At 64.3% G+C, this 18,518-nt stretch carries 20 protein-coding genes; 3 read left to right on the top strand and 17 right to left on the bottom strand.

The genetic code is table 11. The features are described from left to right. Positions 1-28 precede the first annotated feature (28 nt). The 14 genes from ACFSUD_RS05410 to ACFSUD_RS05345 all read right to left on the bottom strand — a co-directional run bounded on the left by ACFSUD_RS05410 (position 29) and on the right by ACFSUD_RS05345 (position 11,953). The gene (locus ACFSUD_RS05410; RefSeq protein ID WP_386372206.1) at positions 29-1,333 is read right to left on the bottom strand and encodes an NAD(P)/FAD-dependent oxidoreductase; all 1,305 of its coding nucleotides are present in this window, start codon (positions 1,331-1,333) and stop codon (positions 29-31) included. Between the two features lie 63 nt (positions 1,334-1,396). Next, positions 1,397-2,755, bottom strand: coding sequence for a glutamine synthetase family protein (locus tag ACFSUD_RS05405; protein WP_386372204.1), 1,359 nt, complete (start codon positions 2,753-2,755; stop codon positions 1,397-1,399). Continuing rightward, complete coding sequence (locus ACFSUD_RS05400) at positions 2,755-3,444, bottom strand: type 1 glutamine amidotransferase (RefSeq protein ID WP_386372202.1); 690 nt, start codon at positions 3,442-3,444, stop codon at positions 2,755-2,757. The genes ACFSUD_RS05405 and ACFSUD_RS05400 overlap by 1 nt, the downstream gene beginning before the upstream one ends. A gap of 4 nt (positions 3,445-3,448) precedes the next feature. Then, complete coding sequence (locus ACFSUD_RS05395) at positions 3,449-4,783, bottom strand: glutamine synthetase family protein (RefSeq protein ID WP_386372201.1); 1,335 nt, start codon at positions 4,781-4,783, stop codon at positions 3,449-3,451. Positions 4,784-4,883: 100 nt separating this feature from the next. Continuing rightward, complete coding sequence (locus tag ACFSUD_RS05390) at positions 4,884-5,690, bottom strand: ABC transporter permease (RefSeq protein WP_386372199.1); 807 nt, start codon at positions 5,688-5,690, stop codon at positions 4,884-4,886. Next, on the bottom strand, positions 5,687-6,580 hold the full coding sequence (locus ACFSUD_RS05385; RefSeq protein WP_386372585.1) for an ABC transporter permease: 894 nt from the start codon (positions 6,578-6,580) through the stop codon (positions 5,687-5,689). Before ACFSUD_RS05385 ends, ACFSUD_RS05390 begins: the two co-directional genes overlap by 4 nt. Positions 6,581-6,673: 93 nt before the next feature. Next, positions 6,674-7,408, bottom strand: coding sequence for a transporter substrate-binding domain-containing protein (locus tag ACFSUD_RS05380; RefSeq protein ID WP_386372197.1), 735 nt, complete (start codon positions 7,406-7,408; stop codon positions 6,674-6,676). Positions 7,409-7,446: 38 nt separating this feature from the next. Then, positions 7,447-8,223 carry an ABC transporter ATP-binding protein gene (locus ACFSUD_RS05375; protein WP_386372195.1) on the bottom strand — a complete coding sequence of 259 codons (777 nt, stop codon included), beginning with the start codon at positions 8,221-8,223 and terminating at the stop codon, positions 7,447-7,449. A 111-nt stretch (positions 8,224-8,334) separates the two neighbouring features. After that, on the bottom strand, positions 8,335-8,775 hold the full coding sequence (locus ACFSUD_RS05370) for a tellurite resistance TerB family protein (protein ID WP_386372193.1): 441 nt from the start codon (positions 8,773-8,775) through the stop codon (positions 8,335-8,337). An 80-nt stretch (positions 8,776-8,855) separates the two neighbouring features. Continuing rightward, positions 8,856-9,293: a tellurite resistance TerB family protein gene (locus ACFSUD_RS05365; RefSeq protein ID WP_386372191.1), complete on the bottom strand. Its 438-nt coding sequence runs from the start codon at positions 9,291-9,293 to the stop codon at positions 8,856-8,858. A gap of 10 nt (positions 9,294-9,303) precedes the next feature. Next, a complete protein-coding gene (locus ACFSUD_RS05360; RefSeq protein WP_386372189.1) occupies positions 9,304-9,954 on the bottom strand; it encodes a hypothetical protein in 651 nt (216 codons plus the stop codon). 27 nt (positions 9,955-9,981) lie between these two features. Then, positions 9,982-10,275: a DUF1330 domain-containing protein gene (locus ACFSUD_RS05355; RefSeq protein ID WP_386372187.1), complete on the bottom strand. Its 294-nt coding sequence runs from the start codon at positions 10,273-10,275 to the stop codon at positions 9,982-9,984. A gap of 32 nt (positions 10,276-10,307) precedes the next feature. Then, on the bottom strand, positions 10,308-11,087 hold the full coding sequence (rlmJ, locus tag ACFSUD_RS05350) for a 23S rRNA (adenine(2030)-N(6))-methyltransferase RlmJ (protein ID WP_386372185.1): 780 nt from the start codon (positions 11,085-11,087) through the stop codon (positions 10,308-10,310). 47 nt (positions 11,088-11,134) lie between these two features. After that, entirely contained in the window at positions 11,135-11,953 is an 819-nt protein-coding gene (locus ACFSUD_RS05345; RefSeq protein WP_386372183.1) for a hypothetical protein, read from the bottom strand. A gap of 145 nt (positions 11,954-12,098) precedes the next feature. Here ACFSUD_RS05345 and ACFSUD_RS05340 point away from each other — a divergent pair, with 145 nt between their 5' ends. Continuing rightward, positions 12,099-12,875, top strand: coding sequence for a methyltransferase domain-containing protein (locus ACFSUD_RS05340; protein WP_386372181.1), 777 nt, complete (start codon positions 12,099-12,101; stop codon positions 12,873-12,875). Between the two features lie 12 nt (positions 12,876-12,887). On the opposite strand, the gene ACFSUD_RS05335 is transcribed toward ACFSUD_RS05340, so the two are convergent. Continuing rightward, positions 12,888-14,534, bottom strand: coding sequence for a CTP synthase (locus ACFSUD_RS05335; protein WP_386372179.1), 1,647 nt, complete (start codon positions 14,532-14,534; stop codon positions 12,888-12,890). 173 nt (positions 14,535-14,707) lie between these two features. Next, positions 14,708-15,070 (bottom strand): preprotein translocase subunit SecG, encoded by a 363-nt coding sequence (secG, locus tag ACFSUD_RS05330; RefSeq protein WP_386372177.1) that lies wholly within the window; start codon positions 15,068-15,070, stop codon positions 14,708-14,710. Positions 15,071-15,572: 502 nt separating this feature from the next. On the opposite strand from secG, the gene ACFSUD_RS05325 reads away from it, so the two are divergent. Beyond that, on the top strand, positions 15,573-16,868 hold the full coding sequence (locus tag ACFSUD_RS05325; RefSeq protein ID WP_386372175.1) for an adenylosuccinate synthase: 1,296 nt from the start codon (positions 15,573-15,575) through the stop codon (positions 16,866-16,868). Continuing rightward, a complete protein-coding gene (locus ACFSUD_RS05320; protein WP_386372173.1) occupies positions 16,868-17,101 on the top strand; it encodes a DUF2842 domain-containing protein in 234 nt (77 codons plus the stop codon). Before ACFSUD_RS05325 ends, ACFSUD_RS05320 begins: the two co-directional genes overlap by 1 nt. 75 nt (positions 17,102-17,176) lie before the next feature. Here ACFSUD_RS05320 and ACFSUD_RS05315 read toward each other — a convergent pair whose 3' ends face one another. Beyond that, a complete protein-coding gene (locus tag ACFSUD_RS05315; RefSeq protein ID WP_386372171.1) occupies positions 17,177-18,430 on the bottom strand; it encodes a hypothetical protein in 1,254 nt (417 codons plus the stop codon). Positions 18,431-18,518 lie beyond the last annotated feature (88 nt).

Below are 18,518 nucleotides of genomic sequence, written 5' to 3'. Positions count from 1 at the left end.
GTTATCCTCTCATGACAATCGCGTTGGATCAGATGCCGAGGCGGTCGCGCAGCCCGTACCAGGACATCGCCAGCACCAGCAGCGGGTTGCGCAGCGCCGCGCCGCCCGGGAAGGCCGGGCCGGGCAGGGCTGCCATCACGTCGAAACCGTCGCTCTGTCCGACCGCGGCCTCTGCCAAGAGCCGACCGGCATGGGTGGCCGTGCCGAGCCCATGGCCCGAATAGCCGGAGGCGGAAAGGATATTGGGCGCGAGCCGGGCGAGGACGGGAGTGCGGTTCATGGTGATCGCCAGCGTACCGCCCCAAGCATAATCGATCTGCAGGTCTTTGAGATGCGGAAAGATCTCGCTCATGGGTTTGCGTACCTTGGCGGCGATGTCGCGCGGGAACCTGTAGCCGTAGCTTTCACCGCCGCCGAAGAGCAGACGGTTGTCGTGGCTGCGTCGGAAGTAATTGACGACGAAGCGGCTGTCCGCGATGGCCACGTCGCGGGGCAGCACCTTGTCGATGGCGGAGCCCAGCGGCGCCGTGGCGATAATGAAATTGTTGATCGGCATCACGCGGGAGGCCACCTGCCGGTTGAGCGCGCCGAGATAGCCGTTGCAGGCGAGGATCACCTGATCGGCGCCGATCTCGCCTTCGGCGGTACGGATTCGTGAGGGACTTCCGGGGATGATCTGCAACGCCTCGCTGCGTTCATGGATGACCGCACCGGCTGCGTCGGCGGCCCGGGCGAGACCGAGGGCGAAGTTGAGCGGATGCAGATGCGCGGCCCCCATGTCGAGCACGCCGCCGCGGTAATCGGGGGAGGGGCAGATCTCCTGCAGGGCGGCATGGTCGAGCGCTGTGACCTGATCGTAGCCGTAGTGATTTTGCAGATGTTCCGCGTATTCATGCAGGTGTCGCAGGTCGCTTTCCTTCGAAGCGGTCCAGGCGACGCCGGGCTTGAGATGACAGTCGATGTCATGCTCGACGATCAGCCCCTTGACCAGTGCCTTGGCCTCCTCGCCCATCTGCCAGAGGATGCGGGCGCGCTCCGGGCCGACCATCTTTTCCAACCGATCCTGTTCGACCCGCTGGCCGCTACCCAATTGCCCGCCATTGCGCCCCGAGGCGCCGAAGCCGACGCGCTGGGCTTCGATCAGCACTACCTTGCGGCCCTTCTGGGCCAGATGCAGCGCTGCCGAGAGCCCGGTATAACCGCCGCCGATGACGCAGACATCGGCCTTTACCGAGCCTTTAAGCGGTGCGAAGGGCGGCAGCGGTGTGGCGGTGGCGGCATACCAGCTTGCAGGATATTCTCCGGTCTTGTCATTTGCATAGAGCAGGTTCATCGGGCGCTCCTGTCGCGGCGCAGCGGGCAGGCCCGCCGCGGCATGTCGTTTCTGAAACGGGGCTCAGACGTTCATCAGCAGATGTTCACGCTCCCAGGGCGAGATGACCTGCAGGAACTCGTCGTATTCCGCGCGTTTCACGATGCCGTAGACACGGGCGAATTCGTGGCCGAGCACCTCGTGCAGCGGGGTGGCCTCGTCGAACAGGGTCAGCGCCTCGCCCTGCACGCGGGGAATGTCGCCATCGCCCACATAGGCATCGCCCTTGAATTCGGGCAGCGGCATTTGCGCGTCGAGCATCCCGAGATAGCCGCAGGCGAGGCTGGCGGCGATGCCGAGATAGGGGTTGCAATCCATCCCCGCGAGCCGGTTCTCCACCCGCCGCGAGCCCGGGCCCGAGAGCGGTACGCGGATGCCGGTGGTGCGGTTGTCGCGGCCCCATTCGAGGTTGATCGGCGCGGCATGGTCCTTCACGTAGCGCCGATAGCTGTTCACATAGGGCGCGATCACCGCGAGGGCGGCGGGCATGTGATTCTGCAACCCGGCAATGAAATGCAGGAAAGCGTCTGTCTCCCCGCCCTTGGCGTTCGAGAAGATGTTCTCGCCGGTCTTGGTATCCAGCACCGAATGGTGGATATGCATGGCGGATCCCGGCTCGTCGGCGATCGGCTTGGCCATGAAGGTCGCGTAGCAATCATGGCGCATCGCCGCCTCGCGGATCAGTCGCTTGAAATAGAACACCTCGTCGGCGAGCTTCACCGGATCGCCGTGCAGCAGGTTGATCTCAAGCTGACCCGCGCCGCCCTCCTGGGTGATGCCATCGATCTCGAATCCCTGGGCTTCGGCGAAATCGTAGATGTCGTCGATGACCGGGCCGAATTCATCGACGGCGGTCATCGAATAGGCCTGGCGCGCCGCGGCCGGGCGGCCGGAGCGGCCCATCATCGGCTTGATCTCATGGGCCGGGTCGAGGTTGCGGGCAACCAGGAAGAATTCCATTTCCGGCGCGACGATGGGCTCCCACCCCTTGGCGCGGTAGAGTTCGACCACCCGTTTCAGCACGTTGCGCGGCGAATAGGGCACCGGCACCCCGTCGCGGTCGTAGGCGTCATGGATCACCTGCAGGGTCCAGTCGCCGGTCCAGGGGGCGGCCGTGGCGGTCTGCATGTCGGGGCGCAGGATCATGTCCTTCTCGATGAAGCCTTCCTCGCCCGCGGCTTCTCCCCATTCGCCGGTGATGGTCTGGTAGAAGATGCTGTCAGGCAGGTGGAAATATTCCTGCCGGGCGAATTTGGACGCCGGGACCGCCTTGCCGCGGGCGATGCCGGGCAGGTCGGGGATGATGCATTCGACCTCGTCGAGCCGCCGTCCCTCGAGATAGTCACGGGCGGCTTGGGGAAGGTTCTCGGTCCAGTCGGCCATCAGGCCCTCTCTTTCTGCTTCTTCTTGAAAAACGCGGCCATTTCGGCGGCGATATCGGCATTGTTCAGCGGTGCGCCGAGCCGGGCGCTGGCGGCTTCGAGCTGGTGGTCGGGCACCACGCCCTTGCCACGGGTCTTGATCAACCCTTCGATGAAATCATGGCCGAACTCGGGATGCGGCTGGATCGTCCAGATCCGGTCGTCATAGAGCAGCGCGGCATTCTCGCAGAAGTCCGAAGAGCCGATCACCTCGGCACCGTCGGGACGCTGCACCACCTGATCCTGATGCCAGGCGTTGAGCGCCAGCTTGCGGCCGCCGATGTCGTATTCGGTACGCCCGATCGACCAGCCGCGGGCAAATTTCTCGACCTTGCCGCCGAGCGCCTGGGCGATGATCTGGTGGCCGAAGCACACGCCGATCAGCGGGCGGCCGTCGGCATAGGTCTCGCGGATGAAATCTTCCAGTGGTGGGATCCAGTCGTGATCTTCATAGGCGCCGTGTTTGGAACCGGTGATCAGCCAGCCTTCCGCTGCCGTGATACTGTCCGGAAAGATGTTGTCGACCACCGAAAAAATTTCGAAGTCGAAACCGTGGCCGTCGAGCAGCTTGGTGAACATCTCGCCGTAATCGCCGAGTTGCTTTTTGAAGTCGTCCGGGGAATGGCCGGTCTGGAGGATGCCGATTTTCATGGGGTCACACCGTATCAAGGTAAATGTCGACCTGCTCCTGCGGGGTCAGCTCCTGCATATAATGCAGCTCCTGCCGTTTGGTGAGCACGAAATTGCGAATCATCTCGGGTGCGAAGATCCGCGCGATTTGCGGGCAGGATTCGAAAGCGTCGATGGCGCCCTGCCAGTCGGCGGGGATCTGCGGCAGGTCGGCGGCATAGGCGTTGCCGGTGATCGGGGCGGGCGGCTCGGCGCCGTTCTCGATACCGTTCATCGCCGCGCCGAGCACCGCCGCCAGCATCAGGTAGGGATTGACGTCACCACCCGATACCCGGTGTTCGATGCGCCGCGCCCGATGACTGCCCGAGGGGATGCGGATCGCCGAAGTGCGGTTTTCATAGGCCCAGGAAATGCCGGTCGGGGCATGGGAACCGGGCACCATCCGGTCAAAGGAATTGGCATGGGGCGCGAAGACCAGCGCGGAGCCCGGCATCGCCGCCATGCAGCCCGCGACCGCATGGCGCATCAGCTCGGTGCCCTCGGGGCCGCCATTGTCGAACACGTTGTCCCCATCGCGGTCCAGCACCGAGAAATGCGTGTGCAGACCCGATCCGGGGTAATCCTTGTAGGGCTTGGCCATGAAGCTCGCGGCGAAGCCATGGCGCCGGGCGAGCCCTTTGACCAGCATCTTGAAGAGCCAGGCATCGTCGGCGGCGCGCAGCGCGTCGTCGCAATGCATCAGGTTGATCTCGAACTGGCCGAGCCCGGCTTCCGAGATTGCCGTGTCGGCGGGAATGTCCATTTCCTCGCAGGCGTCGTAGAGATCGGTGAAGAATTTGTCGAACTGGTCGAGCGCGCGGATCGACAGGGTTTCGGCAGCCTTGCGGCGCTTGCCCGAGCGCGGCGAGATCGGCACTTCCAGATTGCGCCCCGAATCGTCGATCAGGAAGAACTCCAGCTCGACCGCGCAGACCGGGGTGAGGCCGCGCGACTTGTAGCGGTCGAGCACCGCGCGCAGCGCATGGCGCGGATCACCGGCATAGGGGCGTCCGTCCTCGTGAAACATCCAGATCGGCAGCAGCGCCGTCGGGGCATCAAGCCAGGGCATCGGCATGAAGCCGCGTTCCGTCGGTTTCAGCACGCCGTCGGCATCGCCCGCTTCGAAGACCAGCGGGCTGTCGTCGATATCCTCGCCCCAGATATCGAGATTGAGCACCGACATCGGAAAGCGGGTACCCTCCTCGGTCACCTTGTCGGCAAAGCGTGTCGGGATCCGCTTGCCGCGTGCCTGGCCGTTGAGATCGGCCGCGGCCACACGGATGGTGCGGACCTGGGGATGTTTGCGAAGCCAGTTTTTCATACGTCACCTGAAGCGGCGCTGGGCAGGTCGCGCAACCTTGTCCGCCGGGGCGGAAAGCGACGGCGCCCAGGCGCCGGATAATTTGATCAAATAAGTGGTACTACCGGATCAGATTGGGACGCAAGCGAATTTTGCGACGCTGTTGGCGCGGCAGGTGACGGTTGAGCCGGGCGTTGACCAGACCGAAGCCGGAAATCACCGCCAGGGTCAGCAGGATGAAGTAGAAGGCGAGGATCGGGTAGGGGATGAAGGGGTTGAAAGTCTTGTCGGCGAAATAGCTCGCATAATAGAGCGCATCGCCGCGTTGCTGCCAGGCCGGGAAGCCGGAGAAGAACACCAGCGTGGTGGCGTGAAAGAGGAAGATTGCCTCGTTGGTATAGGCAGGCCAGGCGAGACGCAGCATGGTCGGCCAGATCACCCGGCGGAACCGGGCCCAGCCGGAAAGCCCATAGGCATCGGCGGCCTCGACATCGCCCTTGGGAATCGATTGCAGCGCGCCGTAGAAGATCTCGCCGGAATAGGCGGCGGTGTTGAGGAACAGCACCACCAGCGCGCCGAGCCAAGCGGCGGTGAAGGGTTCGAAGACCGGATGCAGCGGTTTCAGCGTGAGGAACAGGAAATAGCCGAAGAAGAACTGGATAAACAGCGGCGAGCCCCGGAAGATGAAGATGAACCATTCGGCCGGTTTGCGGAACAACGGGTTGTGCGAGGCCTTGCCGACACCGAGCGCGGTGGCGAGAAAGAAGCCCGCCGCGAGCGCGACGATGCCGAAATAGATGTTCCAGATCATCCCCGAGCCGATCAGGGTGAACTGCTCGCACAGCGTGAAATCATTGCGCGGCAGCAGCCGCTCGCCCCAGCCGAGCGAGCGCAGGCCGTAGTCCTGGATGGTCTGCCAGCAGCTCATGCGGTCTTCCCCCGCGCACGGCGCTGCGCTTCGCCCCCGGTGGTGGCCTGACCATGGGTCAGACGCGCCATCAAACGGTCGAGCAGGCGCTCGGAGATGCGGGTCAGCAGCAGGTAGAAGACCAGCAGCGCCGCGAAATACCACATGCGCCAGTCGCCATGCGGATACTCGGTGAACCGCGCGGTCTTGGAGCCGCCGAGCTCGCGCGCCCAATAGACGATATCCTCCACCCCGAGCAGGAACAGCAGCGGCGTGGCTTTGATCAAAACCATCCAGAGATTGCTCAGGCCGGGCAGCGCATAGACCCACATCTGCGGCACCAGCACCCGCCAATAGGTCTGGCGCGCGCTCATGCCATAGGCGGCCGCCGTCTCGAGCTGCGCCTGCGGAACCGCCCGCATCGCGCCGAAGAGCACATTGGCGGCAAAGGCGCCGAAGACGATCGCGAAGGTCAGGACCGCGAGCGAGAAACCATAGGTCTCGTGCACCCACTGCGGGGCATTGCCGAGCGGCATCTTGGCGGCCTGGCAGACGACGAAATCATTGCCCTGGCGGATCGGCTGGTCCCAGCCCGGGCAGAGCGCCTTGTGGCGCAGATATTCGATGCCTTGGTCAAGCGCGATCACGAAGAACAGGAAAAAGGCGATGTCGGGCACGCCGCGCACGATGGCGATGTAGCTCTTGCCGAACCAGCGCAATGGTGCCAGATGCGCGCGCGCCGCCGAGGCCCCGGCAAAGCCGAAGAGCAGCGCCGCGGGCGCGGTCACCGCCAGCAGGATCAGTACGGTCAGCACGGACCAGTAAAGCGACAAGTGCTTGCCGGTTGTCAGGTAGCAGCTGAGCCAGGTCAGCCCTTCCAACTGGGCGGGGTCGGCGCAAAATTCGAAGATGGCGGCGCTCGTTTCTGCTCTGGGGATCGAGTATTTGCAAAAAGGGTGAAGGGGAGGACCTGCCTCCCCCTCACCGGCTTTGAGACGCGGGGGTCAGAAGCGCGGCGAATCCTCGCCAAGCCATTCGATGATCAGTTCGTTCAGGGAACCGTCATCCTTCATGGACTGGATCGCGGCGTCGAACTTGTCCTTCAGCTCCGGATCGGACTGGCGGAAGGCCATGCCGATGCCGCCGCCGAGCGGGATGTCCTCGCCGACGAAGACGATCTCGCCGCCGGATTCCTCGACCACCGGGATCAGGTAGTCCTTGTCGGCCATCACCGCGTCGGCCTCGCCGTTCTTCATTGCCGCGACGGTTTCGTCCGGGTTGGGGAATTCGAGCAGCGTGGCGCCGGTATCGACCACGTGATTGGCCTGGATGGTGCCGGTCTGGGCAGCGATGATGCCGCCCTGGGTATCGGCGTCGGCCGACATGGCCGCATAGGCGGAAGGCGAAGGCGGCGTGTAGTTCTGGGTGAAGGCGACGACTTCCTCGCGTTCCGGGGTGATCGACATGCCCGCTATGATCGCGTCGTAATTGCCCGAGACGAGATTGGGGATGATGCTGTCCCAATCATTGGTGACCCATTCGCAGGTCAGCTCGGCGCGTTTGCACAGCTCGTCACCGAGCACCCGTTCGAAACCGTCGACCTCGCCCTTGTCGTTGAGGAAGTTGTAGGGCGGGTAGGCGCCCTCGGTGCCCAGACGCACGGTCTTGTCATGGGCTTCGGCCCAGGCGGCGCCGCTGATGAGGGCCAGGACGGCACTGGTGATCAGGATGTTCTTCATGTGGTTACTCCCTTGGTTGTCGTGGTTCTTTGTCGGATTCAGGCGGCCTGTGTCGAGGACAGGAAGCCGCGCAGCCGCTCCGAGCTCGGGGCGCCGAAGAGGGATTCCGGGGCGCCTTCCTCCTCGATCAGACCCTGGTGCAGGAACACCACGTGATCGGAGACGTCGGCCGCCAGTTTCATGTCATGGGTGACGATCATCATGGTCCGCCCCTCGGCGGCGAGATCCTTGATCACCTTGACCACTTCCTGTTCGAGTTCGGGATCAAGCGCCGATGTCGGCTCGTCAAAGAGCAGGGCTTCGGGTTCCATGCAGAGCGCGCGGGCGATGGCGGCGCGCTGTTGCTGACCGCCCGAAAGCTGGGCCGGGTAGGCGGTGCATTTGTCGCCGATGCCGACTTTTTCGAGATAGGCGCGGGCCGAACGCTCGACCTCGGCGCGGTCGCGGCCGAGCACGGTCAGCGGGGCTTCCATGACGTTCTGCAGGATGGTCATATGCGACCAGAGGTTGAATTGCTGAAACACCATCGACAGGTTGGTGCGGATGCGCAGCACCTGTTTGGCATCCGCCGGGCGTCGGTGATGATGATCACCCCGCCAGGATACCGGTTCGCCCTTGAACAGCACTTCCCCCTGCTGGCTGTCCTCAAGCAGGTTGCAGCAGCGCAGCAGCGTCGATTTGCCAGAGCCCGACGAGCCGATCAGCGAGATCACGTGACCCTTGGGCGCGATGACATCCACGCCTTTCAGTACTTCGAGATCGCCATAAGCCTTGTGCAGATTCCGGATCTCGATCACGGGGGTGTCAGACGTCACTTTCGGCCCAGTCCTGTTGTTTCAGCCCGCAATAAAGCGGCAAAGGGCGGGGCAATGCAACCGGCAACTTGACGCTGTCGTTCGGGTGACGTGGGGGCAGTCCGGCAGCGCCTAGCGACGGGCTTCGACGCGCTGGCGGGCCATGGCGCTGTCGGGATCGGAAATGCCGAGCAGCTTGCTGACCAGACGCAGCAGCGCGTCCTCCTCGTCGGCGCGATTGCCATCGGCCAGTACCACCGACCAGAGCGCCTCGATCACGCCGAGCCGTTGATCATAAGGAATCGCGTCCTTGATCGCCCGGGTGAAACGCACGGTGTCGGGGGCCTCCGCCTCCAGCGCCTCGCCGCTTTCACGCAGGGTCGCCGCCGCTTTGGGCTGCAGCGCGTAGCGGTCCGCGATCACCCTGTCGATCTGGTTGCGTTCGGCCGGGGAATAATCATTGTCGGTCCGGGCCAGCCGGACCAGCAGCGCGGTCAGGGCAAGGCGGGCGTCGTCATCGGCCAGCGGGGCGGGATCGGGCTGGGTCAGCCGCTTGAGAAAATCTGCAAACATGCGGTTGATATAATCCGCGTTCACACAAAGACCAAGGCTTCGATGCGGCGGCGCGCCATGACAGCCTTGCAGCCGCCGGGTCAGAGCCCCTTCAGCGCGGCCTCGCGGTTGGCGGCGATATCCTCGTCGGTGAGGCCAAGCGCGGTTTCGATGGCGAGAAGCTGGATCTCCTCGTCATCCTGACGTGCACCATCGGCCAGCGCCACCGACCACATCGCCGCGCCGAGCGCCCGGCGGTCCGCGTAATCGACCTCTTCGCGGACGATCCGGGCATATTCCGGCGTGCCCGGCGCGTCGCGTTCCAGCGCCTCGCAGGTGGCGCGCAGCTTGGCGGCCTCCAGCGGCTTCAACGAGAAGGTCCGGGCCAGGATGCGATCGATCTGACCGACCTCGGAGACATTGTAGCTGCGGTCGGCCAGCGCCACGCGCACCAGAAGCGCCCCGAGGGCGAGCTGGGCGTTGGGCTGGGGCAGCGGCGGGCGGGCCGGTTTGCGGCGGGGGAAAAGACGGGCGAACATGATGCCTCTGTTAGCTGATTCCCGGCGCCTTTCCAAAGCGTAATATGTCGAGCGCGATGCCTTGTGGGTCGGTATTCGTCAGCACGAGACCGGCGATATCCGCGACGTCCCCGCTGCGGGCGAAGCCAAGCGCGGATTCGCCCAGGCGCGACAGGGTCAGCGCGGCGATCAGGCTGCCGTCGCGGCGCAGGAAGAGGATGCGCGCCTCGCCCTGATCGCCGCCGCGCAGCAGGAGGGAGAGCGCCGATTGATCCTCTTCAAAGAGCAGGGCGATCGCGCCTTCGCCCTGGCCATCGCGGCGCGGAAAACCCGCCCGTCCATAGCCGTTGAGCACACTCGTGCCGGAGAAATGCACCAGGGAGAGGTTCTCTCCCGGCGGACCGGGCATCAGGGTCAGCGGCGCGTTTGCCTTGCCGCTGATCTGATCGTGGTCGGTGTGGCGATGTACTGACTGGCCGAGGAAATGCTCGCCGAAACTGGCGCCGCTCAGAACCAGATTCGCATCGAGCCGCAGGCCCGGCCCGGGGGCAGCGCGCAGGCCGTTGAAGTCGATGATCCGGGGCAGGCTCAGCTCTTGGGCATCGATCAGGCAGACCGGCGTGCCGCAGCTCAACGCGGCCTGTGGCAGGAAGGCGAGAAGGAGCATGTGCAGGATCGACATGCGGGCGATCCTAGCATGATTCCCGGTTCAGCCTTCGTAGCCTTCGACGATGGTCAGGCTGCCGTCGGAGACATTGAGACGGATCTCCCGCGCGGCCTGATAGGCCGGGCTTTCATAGCAGGCCACGGCATCGGCGTAGCTGGGAAATTCGATGACCACCGTCCGGCTGCGCGGCATACCTTCGCGCACCTGCTGGGTGCCGCCGCGCACCAGGAAACGGGCGCCGTAATCGGCGAACGGTCTGGCGTTGGCGGCGCGGTAGCGATCGTATATTTCCGCGTTATGGACATCCATACTGGCGATCCAATAGCCCTTTGGCATGCAGTTTTCCCTTCATCTCGGTTCGGTTCATTTCAGTTCAGTCTGGCAAATTCGGCGCCGAGCCGCTTGGCTTCCCCGTCGAGTCCATAGGGCGGGTTCAGCACCAGCATCCCCGATCCGACCATGCCATGCCCTGGCCGAGCAGGCGGGAAGGCGACTTCGTGGCGCAGCGCCTCGGGGTGCGCGCGCATGAGCGCGGCGAGCATCGGCAGATGGCTCTTGCCGGTCAGGATCGGATACCACAGCGCGATGGTCCCGACGTTCCAGGCCCGGTGCAGCTTGCCGATATGACGTGGGATCTCGACATAATCGCTCTTGATCTCATAGCTCGGATCGATCAGCAGCAGGCCGCGCCGTGGCGTCGGGGGGCAGAGCGCATAGGCCATGTCGAACCCGTCGGAAAGGTGGCACCTGGCCGGATAGGGTGACATCGCGAGGTCTAGCGCGGCATGTTCCTGCGGATGCAGCTCGGCAAGGTGGATGCGGTCCTGTGGCCGCAGCAGATGCGCGGCGATCAGCGGCGAGCCGGGATAGGCGGCGCTGCCATGGGTCGCGCGGACCTTCTCCAGCACCCGGGCATAGGGGTGAGAGACGTCGAACCAATCGGCGGCTCTTTCGATGCCCTGCGCCGCCTCTCCGGTCTTCTGCGCCGCGGCATCGGTGAGGTCGTAGAGCGCGCGTCCGGCATGGGTTTCCAGATAGCTGAGCGGCTTGTCCTTGCGGGTCAGATATTCCAGCATCCAGGCCAGCAGCCCGTGTTTGTGGACGTCCGCGAGATTACCGGCGTGATAGATGTGTTGATAGCTCAGCATGGCGGAAGGTGTATCCGGTGATGCGGCGGGTGCAATGGCAAATCAGCTCAGCCCGGCCGGTCGCGCAGGACGAAGTTGAAGAACCGGCCCTTGACCATCCAGGAGAGTCCGAAAGCATAGAGCGCGATCGCCTCCATGCGGAACGTGCCGTGATTGCTGTGCCAGCGGGTGAGATCGAGGTCGAGAAACCGGCTGGCGAGGGTCAGGCCGAGCAGCAGGACCAGCACGGTGACGATCGCGGCGCCGCAGGCGTAATAGATCGTGTTGCGGATCACCTTGACGGGCTTGAGCCTGCCGTCCTCGGTGCGGTGGCGGTCATCGACGATACGGGTAAAGACCATGAGCGAAAACCAGGCGAGGATCGCAAAGAGCGCGGCGGCGCTGATCAGGTGCAGAATGTCGAGATGGCTCTGCAGCAGGAAATGGCTTTCGAGGCTCTGCCCCGGTGTCAGGCGCAATTCGCCCCCCGGTGGCCTGTCGAAGGTAACGAAGGCGCGGGCGCGGAATTCGGGTGCGAGACAACCGTGGCCGTCGGTGGACAGCAGGCCGACGCCGAGCGCGCAATAGCCCGCGATACTGGCCAGTCGGCGCTCCTCGGGACTCTCGCCCTTGTAGACGATCAGATAGGCCCCGATGAAGACCAGCGCCCCGATGAACGGCCCTCCCCAGAACGGCGCATAATAGAAATGGCTGATCGAGATCCGGTAGCAGCCGCCGAACAGGTTCGCGCCGATCCAGAAGGCTGCGGGCAGGCAGAAGGCCACCAGTCCGACGATAAAGGCGAGTTTCTTCTGATCGACCAGCGCGTGATGCTCGAAAGGGCGGTCTGGCTGGTATCTCTTGTCATGGGTCTGCAGGACGCGCATCTGTCACCGCCTTTCGCAATGTCTACGCCGAACACGAACGCCGCAAATGCGTCAAGGGTAGGCCGCGCGGACCTGATCCCGCAAGCGCGGCTTGCTGCGCGGCCGGATGCGGATCCGTGCTAGACTGTCGGCAAAGGAGGGTGCGATGCTGTCATTCGGGCGCGAGACGACGCGGCTGCTGGAGATTGCCTATCAGGGCGCGGATTTTTCGGCCCGGCGTCGCGTGGCGTTCGATGCGCTGGCGCCGGGGCCGGGGGAGGTGATTGTCGATATCGGCTGTGGCAATGGCTGGCTCAGCGCCGATCTGGCAAGGGCGGTCGGGGCGCGGGGCCGGTTGATCGGAATCGATCCGAGCAGGGAGATGCGCGCGGCGGCGGCGGAGCGCTGCGCCGATTGCGGCTGGGCCAGGATCGACGAAGGGACGGCCGGGCAATTGCCGCTGGACGCGCAGAGCATCGACAAGGCGGTATCGGTTCAGGTCTTCGAATATCTCGATGATATTCCCGCAGCCCTGCACGAAGCGCATCGCGTGCTGAAGCCGGGCGGACGGCTGGTGATCGGCGACATTCATTTCGACAGCTGGATCTGGTTCAGCGATGACCCGGCACGGATGCGGCGGATGATGTCGGTCTGGGACGATCACCTCGCCGAGCCTGCGGTTCCGGCGCTGCTGCCCGCGATGCTGAAGGAGGCTGGGTTCTCGCTTTTGCAGATCGTGCCGATGACCATCTGCGACCATCAGCTGCGGCCGGACGGGCTGGCGATGATGTTGAGCCGTTTGATGCCGCGATATGCGGTTGCGAACGGGTTGATCCCGACGGCAGAGGCCGAAGCCTGGGGTGCCGAGCAGACCGCCCTGGCCGCGGCCGGGCGGTTCTTCTTTTCCGTAACGCATTTCGTGCTCAGCGCGCAGCGGCGCTGAGCCAAGGAATGTTCAGACCAGCCGCGACACGTCCTTTGCCGCGCGGACGAAATCCTTGAACAGCGGATGCGGATCGAAGGGCTTTGATTTGAGCTCGGGATGGAACTGCACGCCGATGAACCACGGATGATCGGACCATTCGACGATCTCGGGCAGCTTGCCGTCCGGCGACATGCCCGAAAAGCTGAGGCCGGCCGCTTCGAGCTGTTTGCGATAGGCGGTATCGACCTCGTAACGGTGGCGATGCCGCTCGTCGATGTCGGTCGTGCCATAGATCTGCGCGACCTTGGAGCCTTCCTTGAGCTTGGCGTCATAGGCGCCGAGACGCATGGTGCCGCCCTTGTCGTCCCCGACCTTGCGCTCGACCTTGTGCGTGCCCTGCACCCATTCCTTGAGATGATAGACCACCGGCTCGAAGCGCTTCTTGCCCGCTTCATGATCAAATTCCTCGGAGCCGGCAGTCGTCACACCGGCGACATTGCGCGCCGCTTCGATCACCGCCATCTGCATGCCGAGACAGATCCCGAGATAGGGCACCTTGTGTTCGCGGGCATATTGCGCCGCCTTGATCTTGCCTTCGGTGCCCCGCTCGCCAAAGCCGCCGGGCACCAGAATCGCGTGATAGCCCTCGAGTTGCGGACCCACGTCATCCGCCTTGTCGAAGACCTCCGAATCGACCCATTCGACCTTGACTTTGACCCGGTTGGCCATACCTCCATGGGTCAGCGCCTCGGCGATGGATTTATAGGCATCCTCGAGCTGGGTGTACTTGCCGACGATGGCGATCTTCACCTCGCCTTCCGGGTTGTGAACCCGGTCCGACACGTCGCGCCAGACCGAGAGATCGGGCCGTGGTGCCGGGGAAATCTGGAAGGAATCGAGCACCGCCTGATCGAGCCCCTGCAGATGATAGGCCAGCGGCGCGTCATAGATGGTCTTGAGGTCATAGGCGGCGACCACCGCCTCCTTGCGCACGTTGCAGAACAGCGCGATCTTCTCGCGCTCCTTTTCCGGAATCGGATGTTCCGAACGGCAGACCAGGATGTCCGGGGCGATGCCGATGCTCTGCAGCTCCTTGACCGAATGCTGCGTCGGTTTGGTCTTGAGCTCGCCGCTGGCCGCCAGGTAAGGCAGCAGCGTCAGATGCATGAAGATGCACTGGCCGCGCGGCTTGTCATGGCTGAACTGGCGGATCGCTTCGAAGAAGGGCAGGCCCTCGATATCGCCGACCGTGCCGCCGATCTCGCAGAGCATGAAATCGACCTCGTCGCTGCCGACATCGAGGAAATCCTTGATCTCGTTGGTGACATGCGGAATCACCTGGATCGTCTTGCCGAGGTAATCGCCCCGACGTTCCTTTTCCAGCACGTTGGAATAGACGCGGCCCGACGAGATGCTGTCGGTCTTGCGCGCCGCGACGCCGGTGAACCGCTCGTAATGGCCGAGATCGAGATCGGTCTCGGCACCGTCATCGGTCACGAAGACCTCGCCATGTTCGAAAGGGCTCATGGTGCCGGGATCGACGTTAAGATAGGGGTCGAGCTTGCGCAGCCGCACGCTGTAGCCGCGGGCCTGCAGCAGGGCGCCGAGTGCGGCCGAGGCCAGACCCTTGCCGAGCGAGGAAACCACACCGCCGGTGATGAAGATATAGCGTGCCATGTGATGACGACCCCCGTGAGTTCTAGGTTGAGGCGGCAAAAGCCAACCAGATGCTGCGGAAAACCGCTGCATCACGGGACTTGAGCCTTACAGGATTCGGTTGTTCAAAGCAAGGCAAGGCCCGCAACATGATGTTGCGAATTTCGGCCCTGCCTCAAGGTTTTGTGTCGTGATTAGTCGGCGCTGGGTACCAGCGGCGCGTCGGTGCCGCTGCCCGGCGGCAGCAGGTCTTCGCCCGCGGGCAGACCCGGCGCGCTGTCCTGGTTCAGCGCTGGCGGGTTCGCGCTCAGCCGGTCGATGACCGAGGAGCCGGCAGATTTTTCCGCCGCAATGATGGTCAGTGAAATCGAGGTGATGATGAAGCAGATCGCCAGGATCCACGTCATCTTGCCAAGCGCGGTCGCTGCGGATCTGCCGGAGACCGCACCGCCGCCACCGCCCATGCCGAGCCCGCCACCTTCGGAGCGTTGCAACAGGACCACGCCGATCAGGCCGAGGGCCAGGAGCAGGTGAATGATCAGTACGACGTTTTCCATGTGAACCCGAGGCTTTCGATTTGGCTTTTGGGGTATCTAGGCAAGTTTGACCATGGGGGCAAGGGAGGAACGCCGCCTCGCGCGGGACAACGGATTTTACGGCACGGTCGCGGTCCGTAATTCTGCTGGCAGGAGCGCATACAAAGACCGCCGCAAATGGCGGCGGTCTTGTTGAAACGGTACTCTACCACGCCTTGTAAGAGGGCTATCCTGGAATTGAGGTGGATCAGACTCGTTTCGTGAGGTCACCATAACACAGAAAGCCGGGTGCAGGGCGGTTGAAACAATAGGTGATCGTCGAACAGAGCGGACAGATCCCCGCGACGGGCGAAAAGGTTCCGTCAACCGTCTGGTCCGGGTCAAGGAGGTCGGCTGTCGCGCACCAGACCTTACCACGTAACATGCCGCGGGGGGTGCGAAGCGCTGGGCGATCGGTTTTTGCAGTTTCGCCCGCGTCGCGAGGGAGCTATACGGGCACGGGTTATTTCAAAGGAACAGCATCATGGCCAATGTCGTAGTTGTCGGCGCCCAATGGGGTGACGAAGGTAAGGGCAAGATTGTCGATTGGCTGAGCGAGCGCGCCGATGTCATCGCGCGCTTCCAGGGCGGGCATAATGCCGGGCATACGCTGGTCATCGACGGCGAGGTCTTCAAGCTGCATGCGTTGCCCTCGGGTGTGGTGCGCGGCGGCAAGCTTTCGGTGATCGGCAACGGTGTGGTGCTCGACCCGTGGAACCTGCTCAAGGAAATCGAGACGATCCGCGGGCAGGGGGTCGAGATCACCCCCGAGACGTTGATGATCGCCGAGAACACGCCGCTGATCCTGCCCTATCACGGGGAGCTGGACCGCGCGCGCGAGGAAGCGGCCTCCAAGGGCACAAAGATCGGCACCACTGGCCGGGGCATCGGCCCCTGCTACGAGGACAAGGTCGGCCGCCGTGTCATCCGTGTCGCAGACCTCGCGGATGCCGAGACGCTTGAAGCGCGGGTCGACCGGGCGCTGCAGCATCATGATCCGCTGCGCAAGGGGCTCGGGGTCGAGGCGATCGACCGGGATGCGCTGATCGAGCAGCTGAAGGAAGTCGCACCGAAGATCCTCGAATATGCCGCTCCGGTCTGGAAAGTCATGAACGAGAAGCGCAAGGCCGGGAAGCGCATCCTTTTCGAAGGCGCGCAGGGCGCGCTGCTCGACATTGATTTCGGCACCTATCCTTTCGTCACCTCCTCGAACGTGATCGCCGGGCAGGCGGCCACCGGCGTCGGCATCGGGCCGGGCTCCATCGACTACGTGCTCGGCATCGTGAAGGCCTATACGACCCGTGTCGGCGAGGGCCCGTTCCCCACCGAACTCGACGATGACGACGGTCAGCGCCTCGGTGAGCGGGGGCATGAATTCGGCACCACCACCGGGCGCAAGCGCCGCTGCGGCTGGTTCGACGCCGCGCTGGTGCGCCAGACCTGCGCCACCTCCGGCGTGAACGGCATCTCGCTGACCAAGCTCGACGTGCTCGATGGCTTCGACACGCTGAAGATCTGCACCGGTTATGAGCTCGACGGGGCGCGGCTCGACTACCTGCCCACCGCCGCGGACCAGCAGGCGCGCTGCACACCGATCTACGAGGAAATGCCCGGCTGGTCGGAGTCGACCGAAGGCGCGCGCAGCTGGGCCGAGCTGCCCGCCAATGCGATCAAATATGTGCGCAGGGTCGAAGAGCTGATCGACTGCCCGGTGGCGCTGCTTTCGACATCGCCGGAGCGGGAGGATACCATCCTGGTGACCGACCCGTTCGCCGATTGATGGCGCTCTCCTACAAGGCGCGGCGGCGCTGGGCGCTGGTGATCCTGCTGGTCGGGCTGCCGCTTTATATCATTGTGGCGGTTTCGCTGGTCGGGCTGTTCGAACGGCCGCCGATCCTTCTGGAACTGGCGATCTACATCGCGCTGGGAATCGTCTGGGCGATCCCGTTCCGCTTCGTCTTCAAGGGCATCGGCCAGGCCGATCCGGATGAGAAGGACGAACGTCGCGACTAGCGCTGTTCACGGGTTGAAATGCGAAAGGGCGGTGCTTTCCGGCACCGCCCTTCTTCGTCAGGCAAATAAGACGCCTCAGCCTGCGGCGCGACGATCCGGGCGGAAGCCGATATCGTCCGAAACGGTGAACCGGCCGCCCTTGATCTTCTCGATCTTCCCCGCGCGCAGCAATTGTCCGAAGGAGCGCAACCCGTCCTCGCGGGAAAACTCGGGCAGGGAGGTCTGGCGGACCTTGGTCATCAGCTGCGGACGCGAGAACTGCTCGCGACCTTCGACGAAGGACATGTAGGCAGCCGCGGCTTCGAGCAGCTGCGGCAATTCGACCGCGCCCATCTCGGCGGCGAAATCCGCGAAACTGACGGCATTGGGGTCCAGCGGCTGTTCGGCGCTGTCGCTGACGGCCGCGACGCGGCGGGGGCGTACCGGACCTGCCGGGCGCTGCTCCTGTGCATCGATCCGCTGCTCCGCCACCAGCTTGAGCGGCGCCGGACGCGGATCGGCGGGCCGTGCCGTGCGGACGGCACCGCTTTGCGGGCGGCGCGGACGCACGACCTCGGCGAGGTCATTACGATATGCGTCATCGCTCTTCTCCTCGCGCTCGGGCGCGCCCATCGCCTGATCGGCTTTCTTGGCGGCGACGGCGGCGCGCAGATGGGCAAAGGCGTCGCGGCGCGTGGCGCTCTCGGGCTCGTCCATCTGGTGATCGGTCTCGGCGAGCAGGCGGTTCATGTCGGCGCCCTGTTCGACATCGCGCTGCGGCAGGTTGGCGCGCCGCGGGGTTTCGATCTCGGCAACTGCTTCGTGCTCGACCAGCGCAGGCTGGGTGTTCGGCGCGGCGGCTTCGGGCGCCGGGATGACAGTCTGTTCCGGCTCCGGCGCTTTGGCAGCGGGAAGATCGGCCGCAATATCCGCTTCGAGCGCGGCCAGTTCGCGCGCCAGCTCGGCCTCATCCTCTTCCGAGAGCGAGGATGCCTGCACTGCGGGCGCGTCGGGCTGGGCGCCGGTTGGCTCGTCGTCTCCGAGCAGTGCACCGTTCTTCTGTGTTGTCTCGGATGCCGTCGAAGGCGCGTCATATTCCTCAAGCGCGCCATTGGCGATTGCGGCTTCGAGATCGGCGCGCTTGACCTTGATCACCCGGGCGCGGCGGGGTGCGTTGTCCGTGCCCGGCTCTTCCGCGACAATGGTTTCGATCTTGAGATCGGCGCTGGCTTTGCCCTCGGCCGGAGCATCCTTCGCCGCATCGTCCTTCATCAGGTCCTGCAACGCTGCCAAGTCGGCACCGGAACTGTCTTCTGCCACTTCCGTGCTTGCAACAGTCTCCGGTTCCACCGCAACTTCCTCAGCCTCAGCCTCAGCCTCAGCCTCAGCCTCAGCCTCAGCCTCAGCCTCAGCCTCAGCCTCAGCCTCAGCCTCAGCC

This window comes from Sulfitobacter aestuarii, assembly GCF_042685005.1.
In the GTDB taxonomy this organism is placed as follows: Bacteria; Pseudomonadota; Alphaproteobacteria; order Rhodobacterales; family Rhodobacteraceae; genus Sulfitobacter; species Sulfitobacter aestuarii.
Note: the sequence above shows the minus strand (reverse complement) of the source record. Positions and strands in the feature narration are given on the sequence as shown.

Bases quoted from the DNA above. Each gene is read 5' to 3' on its own strand.
- ACFSUD_RS05410 (WP_386372206.1), bottom strand. From the start codon at position 1,333: ATGAACCTGCTCTATGCAAATGACAAGACCGGAGAATATCCTGCAAGC.
- ACFSUD_RS05405 (WP_386372204.1), bottom strand. From the start codon at position 2,755: ATGGCCGACTGGACCGAGAACCTTCCCCAAGCCGCCCGTGACTATCTC.
- ACFSUD_RS05400 (WP_386372202.1), bottom strand. From the start codon at position 3,444: ATGAAAATCGGCATCCTCCAGACCGGCCATTCCCCGGACGACTTCAAA.
- ACFSUD_RS05395 (WP_386372201.1), bottom strand. From the start codon at position 4,783: ATGAAAAACTGGCTTCGCAAACATCCCCAGGTCCGCACCATCCGTGTG.
- ACFSUD_RS05390 (WP_386372199.1), bottom strand. From the start codon at position 5,690: ATGAGCTGCTGGCAGACCATCCAGGACTACGGCCTGCGCTCGCTCGGC.
- ACFSUD_RS05380 (WP_386372197.1), bottom strand. From the start codon at position 7,408: ATGAAGAACATCCTGATCACCAGTGCCGTCCTGGCCCTCATCAGCGGC.
- ACFSUD_RS05370 (WP_386372193.1), bottom strand. From the start codon at position 8,775: ATGTTTGCAGATTTTCTCAAGCGGCTGACCCAGCCCGATCCCGCCCCG.
- ACFSUD_RS05365 (WP_386372191.1), bottom strand. From the start codon at position 9,293: ATGTTCGCCCGTCTTTTCCCCCGCCGCAAACCGGCCCGCCCGCCGCTG.
- ACFSUD_RS05360 (WP_386372189.1), bottom strand. From the start codon at position 9,954: ATGTCGATCCTGCACATGCTCCTTCTCGCCTTCCTGCCACAGGCCGCG.
- ACFSUD_RS05355 (WP_386372187.1), bottom strand. From the start codon at position 10,275: ATGCCAAAGGGCTATTGGATCGCCAGTATGGATGTCCATAACGCGGAA.
- rlmJ (WP_386372185.1), bottom strand. From the start codon at position 11,087: ATGCTGAGCTATCAACACATCTATCACGCCGGTAATCTCGCGGACGTC.
- ACFSUD_RS05345 (WP_386372183.1), bottom strand. From the start codon at position 11,953: ATGCGCGTCCTGCAGACCCATGACAAGAGATACCAGCCAGACCGCCCT.
- ACFSUD_RS05340 (WP_386372181.1), top strand. From the start codon at position 12,099: ATGCTGTCATTCGGGCGCGAGACGACGCGGCTGCTGGAGATTGCCTAT.
- ACFSUD_RS05335 (WP_386372179.1), bottom strand. From the start codon at position 14,534: ATGGCACGCTATATCTTCATCACCGGCGGTGTGGTTTCCTCGCTCGGC.
- secG (WP_386372177.1), bottom strand. From the start codon at position 15,070: ATGGAAAACGTCGTACTGATCATTCACCTGCTCCTGGCCCTCGGCCTG.
- ACFSUD_RS05325 (WP_386372175.1), top strand. From the start codon at position 15,573: ATGGCCAATGTCGTAGTTGTCGGCGCCCAATGGGGTGACGAAGGTAAG.
- ACFSUD_RS05320 (WP_386372173.1), top strand. From the start codon at position 16,868: ATGGCGCTCTCCTACAAGGCGCGGCGGCGCTGGGCGCTGGTGATCCTG.